Annotated in this window: 16 protein-coding genes; 2 read left to right on the top strand and 14 right to left on the bottom strand. The window is 69.2% G+C overall.

What is annotated here, in order from left to right; all coding sequences use genetic code 11:
• Positions 1 to 2: 2 nt before the first annotated feature.
• From ACZ7L5_RS21205 to ACZ7L5_RS21145, 13 genes are all read right to left on the bottom strand, one after another.
• On the bottom strand, positions 3 to 1,214 hold the full coding sequence (locus ACZ7L5_RS21205) for a cytochrome P450 (protein WP_471518324.1): 1,212 nt from the start codon (positions 1,212 to 1,214) through the stop codon (positions 3 to 5).
• On the bottom strand, positions 1,211 to 2,059 hold the full coding sequence (locus ACZ7L5_RS21200) for a class I SAM-dependent methyltransferase (RefSeq protein WP_471518323.1): 849 nt from the start codon (positions 2,057 to 2,059) through the stop codon (positions 1,211 to 1,213). Before ACZ7L5_RS21200 ends, ACZ7L5_RS21205 begins: the two co-directional genes overlap by 4 nt.
• A gap of 86 nt (positions 2,060 to 2,145) precedes the next feature.
• Entirely contained in the window at positions 2,146 to 3,405 is a 1,260-nt protein-coding gene (locus tag ACZ7L5_RS21195; RefSeq protein WP_365060031.1) for an ATP-grasp domain-containing protein, read from the bottom strand.
• A gap of 49 nt (positions 3,406 to 3,454) precedes the next feature.
• Complete coding sequence (locus ACZ7L5_RS21190) at positions 3,455 to 4,774, bottom strand: MFS transporter (RefSeq protein WP_471518322.1); 1,320 nt, start codon at positions 4,772 to 4,774, stop codon at positions 3,455 to 3,457.
• Between the two features lie 18 nt (positions 4,775 to 4,792).
• A complete protein-coding gene (locus tag ACZ7L5_RS21185; protein WP_471518321.1) occupies positions 4,793 to 6,406 on the bottom strand; it encodes a B12-binding domain-containing radical SAM protein in 1,614 nt (537 codons plus the stop codon).
• A 29-nt stretch (positions 6,407 to 6,435) separates the two neighbouring features.
• Complete coding sequence (locus tag ACZ7L5_RS21180; RefSeq protein ID WP_471518320.1) at positions 6,436 to 7,473, bottom strand: asparagine synthetase A; 1,038 nt, start codon at positions 7,471 to 7,473, stop codon at positions 6,436 to 6,438.
• 172 nt (positions 7,474 to 7,645) lie between these two features.
• Positions 7,646 to 7,789 (bottom strand): hypothetical protein, encoded by a 144-nt coding sequence (locus tag ACZ7L5_RS21175; RefSeq protein WP_363035262.1) that lies wholly within the window; start codon positions 7,787 to 7,789, stop codon positions 7,646 to 7,648.
• 175 nt (positions 7,790 to 7,964) lie between these two features.
• Positions 7,965 to 8,285, bottom strand: a complete 321-nt coding sequence (locus tag ACZ7L5_RS21170; RefSeq protein ID WP_365060023.1) for a hypothetical protein — start codon at positions 8,283 to 8,285, stop codon at positions 7,965 to 7,967.
• A gap of 161 nt (positions 8,286 to 8,446) precedes the next feature.
• Positions 8,447 to 9,451 carry a helix-turn-helix transcriptional regulator gene (locus ACZ7L5_RS21165; protein ID WP_471518319.1) on the bottom strand — a complete coding sequence of 335 codons (1,005 nt, stop codon included), beginning with the start codon at positions 9,449 to 9,451 and terminating at the stop codon, positions 8,447 to 8,449.
• 195 nt (positions 9,452 to 9,646) lie between these two features.
• Positions 9,647 to 10,744, bottom strand: a complete 1,098-nt coding sequence (locus ACZ7L5_RS21160; RefSeq protein WP_384192454.1) for a YlbL family protein — start codon at positions 10,742 to 10,744, stop codon at positions 9,647 to 9,649.
• Between the two features lie 62 nt (positions 10,745 to 10,806).
• Entirely contained in the window at positions 10,807 to 10,974 is a 168-nt protein-coding gene (locus tag ACZ7L5_RS21155) for a hypothetical protein (RefSeq protein ID WP_328879431.1), read from the bottom strand.
• A gap of 141 nt (positions 10,975 to 11,115) precedes the next feature.
• On the bottom strand, positions 11,116 to 11,577 hold the full coding sequence (locus ACZ7L5_RS21150) for a molybdenum cofactor biosynthesis protein MoaE (protein WP_471518318.1): 462 nt from the start codon (positions 11,575 to 11,577) through the stop codon (positions 11,116 to 11,118).
• A 95-nt stretch (positions 11,578 to 11,672) separates the two neighbouring features.
• Positions 11,673 to 12,791 (bottom strand): SDR family oxidoreductase, encoded by a 1,119-nt coding sequence (locus ACZ7L5_RS21145; protein ID WP_471518317.1) that lies wholly within the window; start codon positions 12,789 to 12,791, stop codon positions 11,673 to 11,675.
• Positions 12,792 to 12,984: 193 nt separating this feature from the next.
• Here ACZ7L5_RS21145 and ACZ7L5_RS21140 point away from each other — a divergent pair, with 193 nt between their 5' ends.
• On the top strand, positions 12,985 to 14,463 hold the full coding sequence (locus ACZ7L5_RS21140) for a zinc-dependent metalloprotease (RefSeq protein ID WP_471518316.1): 1,479 nt from the start codon (positions 12,985 to 12,987) through the stop codon (positions 14,461 to 14,463).
• Positions 14,460 to 14,981: an NUDIX hydrolase gene (locus ACZ7L5_RS21135; RefSeq protein ID WP_471518315.1), complete on the top strand. Its 522-nt coding sequence runs from the start codon at positions 14,460 to 14,462 to the stop codon at positions 14,979 to 14,981. Before ACZ7L5_RS21140 ends, ACZ7L5_RS21135 begins: the two co-directional genes overlap by 4 nt.
• 209 nt (positions 14,982 to 15,190) lie before the next feature.
• Here the strand turns inward: ACZ7L5_RS21135 and ACZ7L5_RS21130 are convergent, their stop codons facing one another.
• Positions 15,191 to 15,946, bottom strand: coding sequence for an AIM24 family protein (locus ACZ7L5_RS21130; protein ID WP_471518314.1), 756 nt, complete (start codon positions 15,944 to 15,946; stop codon positions 15,191 to 15,193).
• Positions 15,947 to 15,959: the final 13 nt, after the last annotated feature.

The following is a 15,959-nucleotide window of genomic DNA, read 5'->3' as shown; positions in this document are numbered from 1 at the left end:
GGTCAGTACCCCAGCCCGATCCGCAGCCACCTGGTATGCCCGAACGCCGGGGCACGCTCCCCGCCGATCTCCCCGGCGGGGCGATCTCCGACCCAGTCGGCCACCGCGCGGAACGCCTCGGCGAGGGTCAGGCGGGCCAGTCCGGCTCCCAGGCAGAAGTGGTGTCCGGCGCCGAAGGCCAGCTGCGGGGGCTGCGTCTGCTTCTCGGAGAGGAGGCGGAAGCGGTCCGGCTCGGGGAACGCCTCCGGGTCCCGGTTGGCCGCGGCGACGACCAGCGCCACGCGCTGCCCGGGCTCGATCACCTGTCCGTGCAGGTCAATGGGGTGGAGAGCGGTGCGCGGCACGAAGTGGAACGGGGCCTCCAGCCTGAGAGCCTCCTCCACCAGCTGCTCGACGTCCAGTTCGCCGCGGCGCACCTGGTCGAGCAGCGGCCGGGATGGACCGAGCAGATGGAGCAGGGCCGAGCCCAGACATGCCACCACCGGTTCGATCCCGCCGGTGAGGATCTGGGCGAACAGTGCCACCGCCTGGTCCCGGTCGAGGTCAAGGAACGCCTTCATCTGGGCGGAGCCGCGTCCGGCCCGGGCGTCGGGCAGGATCACGGACTCGAGGTGCTCGCGCAGCCGGGCGATGGCGAGGCGGGCCCCAAAAGCCCGGCCCGGGTCCAGCCGGGGCACCCCGATGAACCCGATGATCTCCGTCGACCAGGACAGCAGGTCGTCCCGGTGCTTCTCCGCGATGCCCAGCAGTCCGCAGGTCACCGACACGGCGAGCGGCTGAGCGAAGTCCGTCAGCAGATCGGCCGACTCGGGGGCGAGTCCGGACAGCAGCCCGTCCGCGCGCTCCGCGATCCCAGCACGCAGCGGCCGTACTGCTCCCGGGCGGTAGGGAGGCGCGGCGGCGGACCGGACCCGCGTGTGCTGGGGCGGGTCCGTGAACATCGGCCAAGCCTCGAAGAATTCCATGATGTCGGCGACATCGTCGAGGGTGCTCCGGTCGAGGTCACCGAGGAACCCGGCCCCGATCCGCGCAGTGAGTCTGCCGTCCCTCAGCATGGCATTGACGTCCTGGTACGCGGTGACGTACCAGCACTCCGTGGCAGGGTCCCACCACAGGGGTGCGGTGCTGCGCAGGGCGGCGTACTGCGGGTGGGGATCGCGGGCGAAGGACTCGGACAGCAGGTCCACGGAGTCGGTCCGGGCGGCCATGGTCATCGGGCCGGGCGACGGGCGACGGAGAAGAGGTTGTTCCCGCGGCCGGCGATCCCGGGCGCCGAGCGGACCTGGTTCTCCATGGCGAAGATCCGTTCGAAGTTCTCACCCGCGAGGATGTCCACGAGCTGCTCCGTGGAGCCGTGCAGCTGGGTCTCCTGGTAGCCGGGGTAGATCAGGTTGGGGAAACCGGTGAGGAGTTGGAGTTCCAGTCCCGCGGCGGCGTGCATGGCCTCGACGCGCTCCACGTCGTACAGGTGCATGTCCGGCATGGTGTCGGTGAAGCGTCCGCGGCGTGCCAGAGCCTTCCCCGCCTCGTCCAGCCGGCCGATCCCGATGTTGAAGTACGCCGCGTGCCAGACACTCGGCAGGAACGACACCAGCAGGCCACCGGGCTTCAGCAGTCCCGCCGCGTCCTTGATCGTCTGCTCGGGATCGGCGACGAAGCCCAGGACGTTGTGGAAGTTGAACGCGAGGTCGAAGGCGCGCCCCTGAAGGACCTGTCCGACGTCGGCCAGGTCCCCCTGCACGAACTCGACCCGGTCCGCGAATCCGAGGCGCTCGGCCTTGGCCTCGGCGACCTGGATCATTTCGTGGGTGAGGTCGAACAGCACACCCGTGCTCTTGGGGGCTTCCTGCGCGATGAACGAGGTCCAGCGCCCCGTGCCGCCCCCGGCGTCGAGGAAAGTGAAGTCCTCCGGCAGCCCGGAGAGCACGTCCTCACGCAGGGCTGTGGCGAGCAACCGGTCGGAAAGCATCCAGTACGGCTGAAGGTCGACGTCGTCGTAGGCCTCCGCCTTCTCGGCAAAGTAGCCACGGACTTCCTGGTCGTACTGAACTTCGGTCATGACTTTTCCTGTCTCTCAGGTGCGACTTGATGTGCGGACGGGGAGTGCACGGCGCTCGGGTACGGCGGCGTCGCCGTGCGTGCCCCTCAGCCGGCTTCCGGCTCGGTGCGGAACCTGTCGTTGAGTGCCTTCTCCAGCTCCCGGCCGCGCTCCTCGAACTGCTCCAGCGAGTCGGCGCCGTAGATGAGGAAGAGGCACCACGCGGAGGGGTGCGGCTCGCCGTACTCGTCACCCACCCCGTGCTGGCGCACCGTCTCCAGGACATAGTCGAAGGCGTCGATGTCGTCCTGGGAGGGTTCGGCGACGATCCGTCCTTCCCGGTCCGGCGCCAGATTGATCCAGCCCACGTAGCGGCTGGGCTCGCCGTCCGCGTAGGGCGCGGGGCGGTCCGGGGCAACGACCGACTTGATCCACGCGATACGAAGGTCCTCGCCAAGCGGGCGGTACGTCTGTGTGATGCCGCCGCCGGCGAACCGGCTGGCGATCTCCGAGAAGACGATGCGGCGCTCGCCGGGCTCTTTGAAGAACTCGAGGTGGGTGATGCCCTCCCGGATGCCGAGCGCCTCGTTCGCCCGCCGGTGCATGTCCTCCACGTCGGCGTAGAGTTCGGCCCACTCCGCGCGCGGCAGCAGCACGGATCCGTTCGCCACCCCGGCCGTCTCGATCGCGAGCCGGGGACGCAGGTAACGCATGATGCCCAGGGCCTTGCAGACGCCGTCGACCCAGATGGCATCCACGTGGAACTCGTCGCCGGACACCGGCCGTTCGGCCAGCATGAAATGCTCGACGCCGTCCTTGCCGAGGTCCGTCAGCAGCGAGCTCAGCTCCTCCTCGGAGTGCACCCAGCTCGTGCCCAGCGTGCCGAGCCCCGCTGCCGGCTTGACGACGACGGGGAAGCCCAGCTCGGCGGCGGTCTCCCGCACGCCCTTGGCCACTTCCGAGGTGCGCAGGGAGACGAAGTCCGTGCAGGCGACACCCGCCGAGCGCACGGCCAGCTTCATCGCGCGCTTGTCGCGGGTCCGCAGTGCCATTTCCAGGGTGGGCTGGGGGCAGCCGAGCAGCTGTGCGAGGTAACCAGCGCCGTACTGGCTGAACTCCGACAGGCTCACGACGCGGTCCGGGATCCAGCCGTCCGCCTGCAACTGGGTGGCGACCTGGCCGAGTTCGTCCATGTCGTCGAAGCTGTTGATGCGGAAGACGTAGGGAAGGGTCTTCAGCACTTCCTCGTCGACATGGAAGTGGGCGGCCTCGAACGTGTCGAAGAGCAGCGCCACTTCCGCGCCCTCCGCGCGCAGGGCGGCGAGGATGTACGGATCCCACCGGCAGACGAGAATCCTGGTGCTCATGAAAGGGTCTCCTTGACGCTTGGAACAGTGGGTGAGGTTCGAGGGAGGGTCAGGACTCAGCCGTCTCGGCGGCTGCGGACGCACTGTCCGTTTCCGCTTCCAGACCGGCCAGAGGCGTCGACGGCAGCAGCCGTGCCCGATACAGGACGAGCGCAAGCAGGGCCAGCGCCCCGCAGAACGCCACGGCCATCGCCTGCGCGTGGCCGTCCTCCGTCAGTCGGCCGGAGAGCAGCGGGCCGGCGGTGAAGCCGAGCGAGCACACAAAGCCGTAGGAGGCGTTGAAGCGGCCCCGGTTGGAGTCGTCCGCCCAGGTGTTGACCAGCGTCGGCCCTGTTGCGGCCAGCAGGGACTCCCCCACCGCGAAGACGGCCATCGCCATCGCGCCCGTGAGCAGGGCGTACACACCGCCGCCCAGCCCTGTGACCGCCAGGATCAGCAGCCAGAAGACGGCCCAGCTCCCGGCGAGCAGAGCGAGCGCTTTGCGCGGACTGAATTCCTTGACCTTGTCCAGGAGCGCGATCTGGACGAGCACGGCCGCACCGGTGTTGACGGCGAACATCACGCCCAGCGCGGTTGGCCCCAGGGTGCTGCCGGCCAGCAGCACAGCCGGCATCCCGGAGTTGAGCTGTGAGTATCCGAGGGTGAACAGGACGAACACCACGAGCAGCAGGCCGATCAGCCACCGGTTGCGCAAGACGTCGCCGTAGGATCCCTTGGTTGTCGGTTTTGGATCTTCCTCCCCCGCGGGGGCGCCCCCGGCAGGCTCGCCGGCCTTCGGTGCGGCCGCGCTGCGCCTCAGCGCCACGGACACCAGGTATCCGGTCGCCAGGAACGACAGCGCGTCGAGCGCGTAGAGCACCTGGAAGACCAGAAGGGAATCGGTCAGACCGGCGACCAGACCGCCGACCAGACCGCCCACGCCCATGACCGCGTTGACCACGGCGAAGTCGGTCGCGAAGAGGACGGACCAGTGCTCCCGCGGCACGAGGTCGGCCATCAGCGCGTTCCAGGTGATGGCACCCCCGATGCCGAGTCCTTGGACGAAGCCTGCCGCCAGGGCCGTTGCGGGGGTGTCGCACACGACGAACCCGAGGGCACCCGCCGCCGCCGCGGCGAGCGCCGCCCACACCGCGTGCATCCGGCCGAACCGGTCCGAGACCCAGCCCGCGAGGGGGCCGCCGACCAGGGCGCCCAGCGAGGTCGCGGCGACCGCGCCGGTGGCCGTGGCGAGCGAGAAACCTCGCATCTCGTGGAGGTAGACCACCAGCAGCGGGACCACGAGGCCGGTACCCGCGGCGTTGATCGCGTTGATCGCGATCAGCCGCCGTGCCGAGGCGGGCAGAAGTCGCAGCGTTTTCAGACTGCTCATGGGGAGCTCGAAACCTCGTCAGAAGTGGAAGAGCGGACGGTCGGTGAAGGCGCTCGCGTCCGAGTGGACCGTGACCTCGTATCGAGCCAGCGCGTCGAGTTGCCGCCTGATGTACGGGACCGCTTCGGCGGCGTCGGGGAAGTCCCGGGGGGCCATGCCGATGCGCTCCACGGCCTTCTCGACCGCGATGTTCTCCCAGCGCCCCAGCTGCGGCATGAGCAGATGCTGGTAGTCGGCCTGCCACAGGCGCAGCACGGCCCGGTCGTTGACGCGCCGGACCAGGTCGAGGGTCGTGTGGTTGAGCCCACGCGCCGTGTGCACGTCCATACCGATGTGGGACCAGGAGTAGTCGGGGTCGTCGGGGTCGTGGACCTCGATCTGCAGGGCTTCCTTGTCCTCCCACAGCGGCATCGTCTCGTCGGAGATGCTGAACACGCTGAGCATGAAGTGCCCCGCGTACTCCTCGGCGAGGAAGTCACGCGTCTCGGAGAAGTCCTCGGGCGTCTCGCCCGGGTAGCCGGCCATGAAGGAGCACCGGTAGCCCAGGCCTCCCTCGTTCAGCAGCCGGAAGGCGCGCAGATTGTCCTTCCTGGTCACCTTCTTGTTCATGTGGCGCAGCGTGCTCTCGCTCATCGACTCGAAGCCGATCGACAGGAACTGGCAGTGGGTCGCCGCGATCGCGTCGATGAGCTCCGGCGTCTTGAGCACGTTCGCCCTGCTGTAGGCCTCCCAGCCGATCCCGACGTCGGGGAGCAGCCGAAGCAGCTCCCGCAGTCGTGTGGGCGGCACCGTGAAGGTGCTGTCCATGGCGGAGATGTACGAGGCGCCGCTCTCCTCCGCATAGCGGCGCCAGTCTCCGGCGATTTTCTCGGCCGACTTGTAACGCCACTTGGGACTGGCCGCCGGGAAGGAACAGAACTTGCAGCTGAACGGGCAGCCCCGCATGGACTCGTAGGGGATGACGCGCCACTTGCCCTTCGGCATCGGGGACGGATACGCGTCGAGGTCCAGGTAGTGGAAGGGGCTCAGCCGGTAGCCCAGCAACTCTCGGCGGTGCCGGTACACGAGGTTGGGCACCGCCTCGGGAGTCCCGCCGTTCTCCAGCATGTCGAGCAGGGCCGGCAGCGCCTCCTCGCCGTCGCCGCGCACGATGTAGTCGATCTCGGGGATCATCCGCATCAGCGAGGCGTACTTGAGGTTGCTGTACTGGCCTCCCAGGATGATCGGGATGCCCGGGTACGTCTCGGTGATCCAGCGCACCGCGTGCCGCAGATCGCGCTCGGTCCAGATGAAGCTGGTGGACAGCAGTGCCGCCCGGTAGTCGCCCTGGGGTGGGGGGTCCTGGGCGGACTCCGCCCACAGATTGGTCGTGTCGTACGTGTCGGTGGTGTGCCCGGACCGTTCCAGGATCTCCTGGACGGCGAACGTGGTCAGGTGCGGGACGTTGTAGTACCGGGGGCGCAGCAGCGGGTAGTCCGCGCCGTTGTGACGGAAGCCGAGCCGGTCGAGCCTGAAGCTCTCCAGCGGTGTACCCCTCAGGTACTTAGTGGTGTTGGCCGCCCCGTACTGGCGGTCGAGCATGGTGTTGGCCAGGTAGTCGGAGTTCTTCAGCGACGGTCCGAGACCTGACACGAGTACGACGTCGATGGCGGACTCTCCTGTCAGGGGTTGATCTGGCGGCCGTTGACGCGCTGCAGCATCTGCATGTCGCGGATTTCGTCGTGCTTGAGCAGCCACAGGAAGAAGCGCTCCACCCCGAGGCCGAAACCCGAGGTCTGCATCGGGCGCAGTTCCCGCATCCGCAGGTACCAGGCGTAGTCCTCCTCCGGAACGAGGTGGCTCGCCAGCGCCTGGCGGACCTCATCGGCCGTGGCATGGCGTTCGCCGCAGCCGACCGTCTCGCCCACCCCGAAGAGAAGGTCGCCGTTGCGGGCGCGGGTCGGGTCGCCCGGCTCGAAGGCCTGATAGAAGGGGACGGACAAGTGGTCGAAGTGGGTCACCCACACGAATTCGCCGTACTTGTCCATGAGGGCATGCTCGGCCTTGCGGGTCAGCGCGCGGGCCCCCTCGGCCACCTCGGTCACATAGTCCGGGGTGTCACCGAGCAGCTCCACGGCGTCGGAGAACGAGACCCTCGGGAAGGAGTCCAGGGACAGCATCCGCTCGATGTGGGCAGTGCCGCCGGCCACTTCCGCGATCGTCTGGTGCATCTCGTCGAGGTAGGCGCGGGCCAGGTGCCGAACGTACGCCTCGACGGTGTCCATCACCGAGTCCAGGTCACCCGGCAGTTCGGCCTCCGAGTGGTAGAACTGGCACAGGTGCGTCGAATCCGGAGCCTCCCCGCGGAACGAGGGCATGACGTAGTAGCAGCCCTGCTCCCACATGCGGCAGCTGTACTCCAGCAGGAACTGCATCGAGTCGGCGAGGTAGGTGGGCACACCCTCCAGCTCGATACGCACCGGCGAGGAGTCGCTGCCCAGTCCCATGGGGCTGGAGATCGACCCGGTGGTCACCGGCAGATACGCGGCACGCACCCCGCGCCCCGCCCAGAACTCCACGGTGGCCCGCTGCATGACGTCGGTCAGCTGGAGCAGCATCCGGTACCAGGGGTGCGACAGCGCGACCTCGAAGTGGGCGTCCGGGGCGCGCCAGGTGCCGGGGGCGGAGAGGGCGAGAACCTCCGTCGCATGCGTGCTCACATGTCCTCCTTGAATGTTCTGTGCCGGGGAACCTCAGGCGTGCTGCCTGGGCAGGTGTCGCCGAGGGCCGGAGTGAGTGGTGAGGTGTGCGGGGCGGCTCGGCGCTCGGTGCGCGTCATGGCCGCCGGCCGCGGGGCGGGGGTTCCCCGCCGTGGACGTTCCTTCCGCGCGCTCAGTCCCAGGCCCAGGTGAGAGGCGCGATCGCGTCGTCGGCCCGCACCTGGGCCGACTCCGTCGAGCCCTGGGTTCCCGCCGCGGACACTGCGAGGATGATCATGGCGCAGGTGGCTAGCAGCATCGAGAAACTGCGATTCATTTCTTCTCCCCCATGAATGCATTGACCTCAGGCCGAAAATCGTTGAACTCGCAACCGAGCCCCTCATCGAGGTCTTCCTGTCGGCGGCAAATACATACTCGCCAATCGGAAAACTGCGCTTCAAGCAAAAGCGTTGGCACGAAGGTGCAGCGGCACCAAAGGGCCAGTCTGAGAATTAGATGCGGGCGGGCACGGAAACGACTCCGTGGCACATCAGCGCCGCGCCCGGCGACGGAGGCCGCAGCGCGATACGCACCCTGTCCCGTGGCTCCGCGATGAGACTCCGCGCGGCCGAGACGACTCCCTGGCCGGCCTCGCCCGCCGAGGCCGCCGACACGAAGAGGACGCCTACACATCCCCGGTGCGGCTGCGCAGGCTCATAGAAGTGCTCCAGAGCGCAGCCTGATACCCGGGACACCTCGACGGCCAGCTCCGCGATTTCGATCAGCGGAATTTCCCATTCTGCGGGCACGACCTCGATATGAATGGCGTACACGGGGAGAGAATCCCAGACATCCGCCGCACATGACTCGCGTTCAATTGGCAGCTTGCGGCCGTGGCAGCAAAAGGACGACCGTCATCCGGTGATCTTCCGAGGGCTCGCCCTTCGGTGATCGAGAATTTCCGGCTTTAGCTCCCTGGTGGGACGAGCCGTCCTCAGATCCATCCCGACCGGGACGCGAGCAGGCCGGCCTCGAACCGGCTGCGGGCACCGAGCCGGGCGCTCACCGAGGCCATCATCCGCCGTACGGTCCGCAGGGAGAGACCGAGCTTGCGTGCCGCTACCTCGTCCGTGTGGCCCTGCGCCAGGAGGTCGAGCAGAGCCATCTCCTGGGGGGTCGGTGTCTCCGCGTTCGGGGGCTGCCTGGATTCGGCCAGCGGGACCGCACGCTCCCACACCATGTCGAACAGCGCCACCAGAGCGGCGACGACGCCGGCCGAGTGGATCACGGCGGCGCCGACCTGCGAGTTCTCGGGGTCGATGGGCAGCACCGCGCTGGTGCGGTCGACCACCAGCATGCGCAGCGGCAGGGAAGGAGCCGTCCTGACCTCCCCGCCCAGCTCGGACAGCCAGCGCGCGTACTCCGTCGTGGGCCGGTCGTTGCGCACGCTTTCGAGGTAGACCGTCCTGAGCCGCACGCCCGCGGCCAGGCTCTGCTCGTCCAGCGGCCGGCTGGCGTGCAGGGCCGCCTGGCTCAGGGCACCGCCCGGCATGAACGCCAGCAGTTCCTTCTTGGCACGTCGGCTCATCTCGGTGAGACGCGCACGGACTTCGTGAACGCCCTGCAAGCGCTCCAGGCCACTGCTCCGACTGGCCTGGTGTGCCGCGTAGGTGGCGGCCAGTTCAGCAGTGGCCGCCCGCACCGCCGCCAGTTCGAGTTGTTGCATGCGGATCTCCGCCTCGCGGCGGTGTATGTAGGCAGAGAAGCCCACTTCAGGATGGACCGGCAGAGGGCTGACGCCATCTCCGGGCACATGGAGCATCGACAGCTCCGCCAGCAGGTCGAGGCTCTCCCGTACCCGCACCTCCGTGACCCCGAGTTCCTCGGAAATCCGAGCCACCGACCACTGCGGTTCCGAGATGACCATGCGGTAGACGACCACGCACAGCTCGTCCTGGCCGATGAGTGAGGCCAGTGACGTGTCGGTACCTGCGGTCATGCCATGGCTACTGGCACCTTCCCCCATGTTTTCCCCCGTTTTGAACCGCCGCAATGTCGTTGCTGCGGCCAAAGATACAAGCGGCCTCCCGACGTGGGGATACCTGCGACGAGGATCGATGAACCGCCCGTCGGCGGCCGGGAGCTTCGTGGCCAACCGGGCTCACCTGAGCCTCCGGTCCTCACGTCCGTCCCGTCAGTCCTTGGTCGTGCACTTCGGCAGGTCGGCCGTGTCGCCGGAGCGGATGTCCTTCATGGCGCCGAGGGCGTCGTCGATGGTGCCGACCTTGACCAGGGTGAGGCCGCTGGGGACGTCACGGGCGGCCGTCGCGCAGTTGTCGGCCGGAGTGAGGAAGTACTGGGCGCCCTTTTCACGCGCGCCGACGGTCTTCATCTCGATGCCGCCGATGGGGCCGACCTTGCCGGCATCGTCGATGGTGCCGGTGCCGGCGACGAACTTGCCGCCGGTGAGGCTGCCCGGGGTGAGCTTGTCGTAGAGCCCGAGCGCGAACATCAGGCCCGCGCTGGGGCCGCCGACGTCGGCGAGCTTGATGTCGATGGTGAACGGGAAGGTGTGGTCGGTCCCGGCGGAGATCCCGACGACGGCGCGCTTCTCGCCGCTGTCGTCGGACTCGGCGGTCCTGATCGTGACCTTCTCGGTCTTCGTCGGCGTCCGGCGCTCCTTCTCGGCGGCGGCCTGTTCCTTGGCCGGCACGATCGTGAAGACGACGTCCTGGCCCGGCTTGTGCTTGGTCACGAGCTTGGCGACGTCGGCGGGTTCCTTCACCGTCGTACCGTCGACGGACTTGATGACATCACCGGCGTGCAGCTTGCCCTCGGCAGGCGTCCCCTTGACCACGGTCGAGACGATCACCCAGCTCTGCACCGGGATGTCCAGTGCCTTCAGGGCGGCGACCTTGGCGCTCTCCTGGGACTGGCTGAACTCCTCGGCGTTCTCCTGGGTGGACTGCTCCTCGGTCTTGCCGTCCGGGTAGAGGGTGTCGTGCGGCACGACCTTGTTGTCATGCGCCAGCCACCCGTAGACGGCCTCCACGAGGTTCATCCTGTAGTCGGCGCTGGTGACCCGGACGGTGGTCATGTTGAGATGCCCGGTCGTCGGGTAGGTCTTGCGACCGTCGACCTGCAGCACCGGCTCGCCGTCATGATCGCCAAGGGTGTTCACCGTCGGCCCGGGCGACATCTCCGCGTACGGCACGGGGATGAAGACTCCCGCGCACAGGAGCGCGATCAGCATCAGGGTGGAGGCGAGCATCGTCGCGGTGCGGCGTGGCATGCCACGACAGTACGTGACACGCCTGTCAGTGCCCCGTCAGGGCCGCATACCCGCCCCCACGATCACGTATGGGAGGAGGATCTCTTCTCCATGGCCTCGCGGAACCGGGCATACCCGTCGAGCTCCGGCCCGTCGCCCCGTGCCTTGCGGGTCCGGTTGGCCCAACTGCCCCACAGGCCGGCGCCGATCGCAGCCGCGAGCGGAATCAGCAACCAGGCGAGTGCCGCCATGCCGTCCTCCCATCCCCAATGAGCGACCGCAACTGACTGATCAGCAGATTAACCACTGGCACTGACAACGCTCACGTCAGGGGTGCGGTTACGCAACCGGAGTGGCGTGGACGGGTTCCGTCGGACCGCTTCCGGGAGGGTTCAGCAGGCGCCGACCCATTCCTCGGTGCCGTCGGAGAACTTCTGGTGCTTCCAGATCGGCACCTCGTGCTTGAGGTCGTCGATCAGCTTCCGGCACGCCTCGAAGGCCTCCCCGCGATGCGGACAGGAGACGGCGACGACGACGGCGAGGTCCCCGACCCTGAGGTCTCCGACCCGGTGCACGGCCGCGAGCGCCCGCACCGGATACTCGGCGACGACCTTCTCGGCGACGCGCCGCATCTCGGCCTCGGCGCTCGGGTGGCAGGAGTACCCGAGCTCATCCACGTCGGCACCCCCGTCGTGGTTGCGCACGGTCCCGGCGAAGAGCGCGATGCCGCCGGCGGCGGCGTCCCCGACGAGCCGGAAGACCTCGTCCACGGAGAGCGGCGCATCGCGGATCGCGAGCAGCTTGATGGGGTCCTGCGCGGCCTGCTCACCGGGGTGATCGTGGGTGGGTGCCATGCCCCCATCGTGCACCAGGTCACCGGCACCGGGGAATTGCCGATTCGCCCGGCACACGTGTGTGGAGGTTTGGAGGGTCGTACGGACCTCGGACCTCAGATCCGCCGTCGGGCCTTCCGCGCCCTGCGCACCACCGCCGCCGCGCCCAGCAGGGCCACCGTCGCTCCCGCGGCACCGGCCGCCGTGGCGTCCTTGCGCCCGAGCCGCCGCCCGGCGACCGTGTGCCTGCCGGAGACCTCCTCCAGCAGCTCCGCGAGCACTTCCTCGTTGGTCCACTGCGGCCGCCACCCGGCGTCATGGAGCCGGCTCCCGCTCACGACCCAGGGATACATCGTGTACGCCAGGTCACCGGCCGGGGAGGGGGTCAGTCCGATCCGGTGCAGCCGGGCCGCCGCGCCCAGCGCGACCGCCGAGGGAAGCTCCATACGGCGGATCCCACTGAGCTCCTCGACCTCCTCCTGCTCCAGCCAGCCGTCGCAGCCGACGGCGAGTTCCCCGTCGACCTTCTCCAGGACGGCGTACTCCAGCGCGCTGCACAGATCCTCGACATGACAGAACTGCCAGGCGGGCCGGGAACCCGCGACCACGAGCAGCCGCGGTGACTCGAAATACCTGGTCAGCGCGGTGTCCGTACCGCCCACGAGTACCGCGGGTCGGACAACGGTCACATTGAGTCCGGGGTGGGCCCGGGGCGCCCTTCGGGCGAGGCGCTCGATCTCCAGCAGATCCCCGACTCCGGTGGCCTCCGCAGTCGCCCGCAGCTCCGCGTCCTCGGACAGCGGCAGCTCGTTCTCCGGCAGCGCCCCGTAGACCATCGCGGACGTGCACAGCACGACCCGGTGGATCCCGGCGGCCGCCGCGGCGGTCAGAACGGTCTGCGTCCCCCGAACGTTGTATGCCGTCCGGGCGGCGGAATCCGTCTCCAGATCCAGGTCGAGCGCCAGGTGTACGACCACGTCGGCGCCCCGCAGCTTGTCCGCGATGGCAGGGTCCCGCACGTCCAGGATGTGCCACTGCGCCGCCGCGCACTCGCCGCGCCGCTCGTCGATGGCGATGACCTGCTTGACCTCGTGCGACGCGACCAGCCGCTCCGTGAGCAGGGCTCCGATGCCGGACGCGGCACCGGTCACCGCGACGACGGGGCCGCGCACGCCGCGCGCGGGAGGGGTTGACTGGTTTCGCGCTGCGCGAACCTGCGGATCAGGGGAACTCACCGGGCGTCTCCAGCGGTTGTCTTCAGTACGGACGCGAGTGACGCGTACGAACCAGGTGGCATCCATCCTGCCGCAGGCCAAGAGTCGGCGAAGCACCGAGGCCCGAACGGCTCGCGGTGTCTACGCTGGGTGGTGTTATCGGGCAGTCGCGCCGCCGGTGCCAAACCGGTGGCCTTACCAGCCGAGGAATCCCGTGAGTGACACCCCATTCGGATTCGGCCTTCCGCCGGAGGAGCCGGACGACGGCGACGAGGGCAAGAAGAAGGACCAGCAGAGCGGTGGTGGTCAGGGCCCGGCCAACCCGTTCGGTTTCGGCGGGCTGCCCGGAGCCGGTGGCTTCGGTGGCACCGGTGCCGACAATCCGTTCGCTGCCATGTTCGGTTCCCTGAACCCCACCGACCTGGGCGCCGCGTTCCAGCAGCTGGGCCAGATGCTCTCCTACGAGGGCGGCCCGGTGAACTGGGACATGGCCAAGCAGATCGCCCGCCAGACGGTCTCCCAGGGCACCGCGGACGGCACGAAGGACGCGAGCGTCGGCCCCGCCGAGCGCAACGCGGTCCAGGAAGCCGTCCGCCTGGCCGACCTGTGGCTCGACGACGCGACGGCGCTGCCGTCCGGCGCGGCCTCCGCGGTGGCGTGGTCCCGCGCGGAGTGGGTCGAGGCGACCCTGCCCGCGTGGCAGGAGCTCGTCGACCCGGTGGCCGAGCGCGTCGGCACCGCCATGGGCGACGTCCTGCCGGAGGAGATGCAGGCCATGGCCGGCCCGCTGATCGGCATGATGCGCTCGATGGGCGGCGCCATGTTCGGCACGCAGATCGGGCAGGCCGTCGGCGTGCTCGCGGGCGAGGTCGTCGGCTCCACCGACATCGGTCTGCCGCTCGGCCCCGTGGGCAAGGCCGCGCTGCTGCCGATCAACATCGAGACGTTCGGCAAGGACCTGGGCGTGCCGAAGGAGGAGGTGCGGCTGTACCTCGCCCTGCGTGAGGCGGCCCACCAGCGCCTGTTCGCGCACGTGCCGTGGCTGCGCTCGCACCTGTTCGGCGCGGTCGACGGCTACGCGCGCGGGATCAAGGTCGACACGGCCAAGCTGGAGGACGTGGTCGGCCAGTTCGACCCGCAGAACCCGGAGCAGCTGCAGGACGCGCTCCAGCAGGGCATGTTCCAGCCGGAGGACACGCCGGAGCAGAAGGCGGCTCTGGCCCGTCTGGAGACGGCTCTGGCGCTCGTCGAGGGCTGGGTCGACGCGGTGGTCCATGCGGCCGCGAAACCCCGTCTGTCGTCCGCTGACGCCCTGCGTGAGACGCTGCGGCGCCGGCGCGCCTCGGGCGGCCCGGCGGAGCAGACGTTCGCCACGCTGATCGGCCTGGAACTGCGCCCGCGCCGTCTTCGCGACGCCTCCCGTCTGTGGGCCTCGCTCACGGACGCGCGCGGTGTCGACGGCCGTGACGCCGTGTGGGCTCACCCGGACATGCTGCCGACGGCCTCCGACCTGGACGACCCGGACGGCTTCGTGCACCGCGAGCAGATCGACTTCTCCGAGCTGGACAAGATGCTCGGCGAGGCGGCGCACGGCTCGACCGGGAAGCCGGACCTGAAGAAGGGCGACGACGCCAAGGACGACGACACCAAGGGCGACGCCCAGGGCGACTCCAAGGGCGACGACACCGAGTGAGCCTGTACGACGACGCGGTCCTCGTGCTGAAGGGCTACGAGGACCAGCCGGAGCTGCGCCAGACCTACCTGGAGCATCTGGAGGCACACCCGGACGGCATGTGGAAGGCCTGCGGCGACGGGCACATCACCGCGAGCGCGCTGGTGATCGACCCGTCGCGCGGGCGCGTGCTGCTGACCCTGCACAAGAAGCTGCGCATGTGGCTGCAGATGGGCGGCCACTGCGAGTCGGCCGACGGCACGCTGGCCGCGGCCGCCCTGCGCGAGGCGACCGAGGAGTCGGGCGTCGCGGGGCTGACCCTGCTGCCCGGCGGCCCCGTCCGCCTGGACCGGCACCTCACCCCGTGCGCGTGGCACCTCGACGTCCAGTACGCGGCACTGGCTCCGGCCGGAGCCGTGGAGGCCATCAGTGACGAGTCCCTCGACCTGCGCTGGTTCGCCTACGACGAGGTGGCGGGGGTGGCCGACGACTCGGTCGTACGCCTGCTGGAGGCGACACGGGCGAGGCTCGCGGCCTGAGACGTGCGTGAGGGGCGACCGCGCCGGCGGCCGCCCCTCACGTCTGCTTCCGGGCGGTGGGCCGCGCCCCGGCAGGGCGCGGGGAACTGAGCGACCAGCCGCATACGGCCCACGGCCACACACACTGCCCACGGCCGGACACGGCCTGCGGCCCGTGGCCAGAAATGGCCCACGGCCCTCGAGCCTCCTCGGCCCCATCGGCGGAGCGATCAGCTCCAGACGTTGCCCTGGTTCTGGCCTCGCGCTCCCTGCTGGCCCATGCCGTACTGCGCGGCGAGGCCCGATCCGACCTGGGCGTTCTGCGGTGGCAGCAGCTCGCTGGGCTGGACGATCGCGTAACCGCTGCCCATGAAGCTGAGCTCCCAGCCCTCACCGGTGTTGCCGCGGCGCCGCCACACCCCGGAGGAGTGCGTCTGGGACTGCATCTGGACGCGCAGGCCTGTCGACCACGCGACGATCGCATCGGCGTCGCAGTTGACGTACTTGTCGGGCGTCACCTGCATCATCAGCGGCATGCCCGAGGTCATCAGAGCGACCTTGCCGCGGCCGGTGATGTTGAGCTGGTACTTCCCGGAGCCGGAGATGCCGTAGAGGCTGTCGACGGCGATGACCTCGTGGTGCAGCGAGGAGTCCATCGCCAGCACGTAGCTGCTGTCGACGGTCAGGCCGTCCTGCTCCACGTCCACCAAGTGCACGTGCTGCTTGAGGTTGGCGAGGTAGACCGTGCCCTGCCCGTGGCAGCGCATCAGGTCGAGGCCCTCGCCGGTGTGCGCACGCGCGCGTCCCTGCTGGTTGCTCTGGAACTCGGCGTCGAACTCGACCAGGCCCTGATAGGCGACCATGGTCCCCTTGCGGGCGAGGATGTCGTCGTGGCCCTCCAGGGCGACGCGGAGCATGTGCTTGTTCTGCAGGCTCCAGCGCTCCTGGGTCTGCTGGTCGTTGTAGGCGAAAAGCGGACTCTGCATGGCGTTCTGGCTC

Source organism: Streptomyces sp. NPDC107528 (assembly GCF_055639295.1).
Note: the sequence above shows the minus strand (reverse complement) of the source record. Positions and strands in the feature narration are given on the sequence as shown.

What these genes read in the sequence shown, in the direction of transcription:
- ACZ7L5_RS21200 (WP_471518323.1), bottom strand. Translation starts at nt 2,059, where the DNA reads ATGACCGAAGTTCAGTACGACCAGGAAGTCCGTGGCTACTTTGCCGAG.
- ACZ7L5_RS21155 (WP_328879431.1), bottom strand. Translation starts at nt 10,974, where the DNA reads ATGGCGGCACTCGCCTGGTTGCTGATTCCGCTCGCGGCTGCGATCGGC.
- ACZ7L5_RS21130 (WP_471518314.1), bottom strand. Translation starts at nt 15,946, where the DNA reads ATGCAGAGTCCGCTTTTCGCCTACAACGACCAGCAGACCCAGGAGCGC.
- ACZ7L5_RS21195 (WP_365060031.1), bottom strand. Translation starts at nt 3,405, where the DNA reads ATGAGCACCAGGATTCTCGTCTGCCGGTGGGATCCGTACATCCTCGCC.
- ACZ7L5_RS21190 (WP_471518322.1), bottom strand. Translation starts at nt 4,774, where the DNA reads ATGAGCAGTCTGAAAACGCTGCGACTTCTGCCCGCCTCGGCACGGCGG.
- ACZ7L5_RS21205 (WP_471518324.1), bottom strand. Translation starts at nt 1,214, where the DNA reads ATGACCATGGCCGCCCGGACCGACTCCGTGGACCTGCTGTCCGAGTCC.
- ACZ7L5_RS21175 (WP_363035262.1), bottom strand. Translation starts at nt 7,789, where the DNA reads ATGAATCGCAGTTTCTCGATGCTGCTAGCCACCTGCGCCATGATCATC.
- ACZ7L5_RS21160 (WP_384192454.1), bottom strand. Translation starts at nt 10,744, where the DNA reads ATGCCACGCCGCACCGCGACGATGCTCGCCTCCACCCTGATGCTGATC.
- ACZ7L5_RS21150 (WP_471518318.1), bottom strand. Translation starts at nt 11,577, where the DNA reads ATGGCACCCACCCACGATCACCCCGGTGAGCAGGCCGCGCAGGACCCC.
- ACZ7L5_RS21165 (WP_471518319.1), bottom strand. Translation starts at nt 9,451, where the DNA reads ATGACCGCAGGTACCGACACGTCACTGGCCTCACTCATCGGCCAGGAC.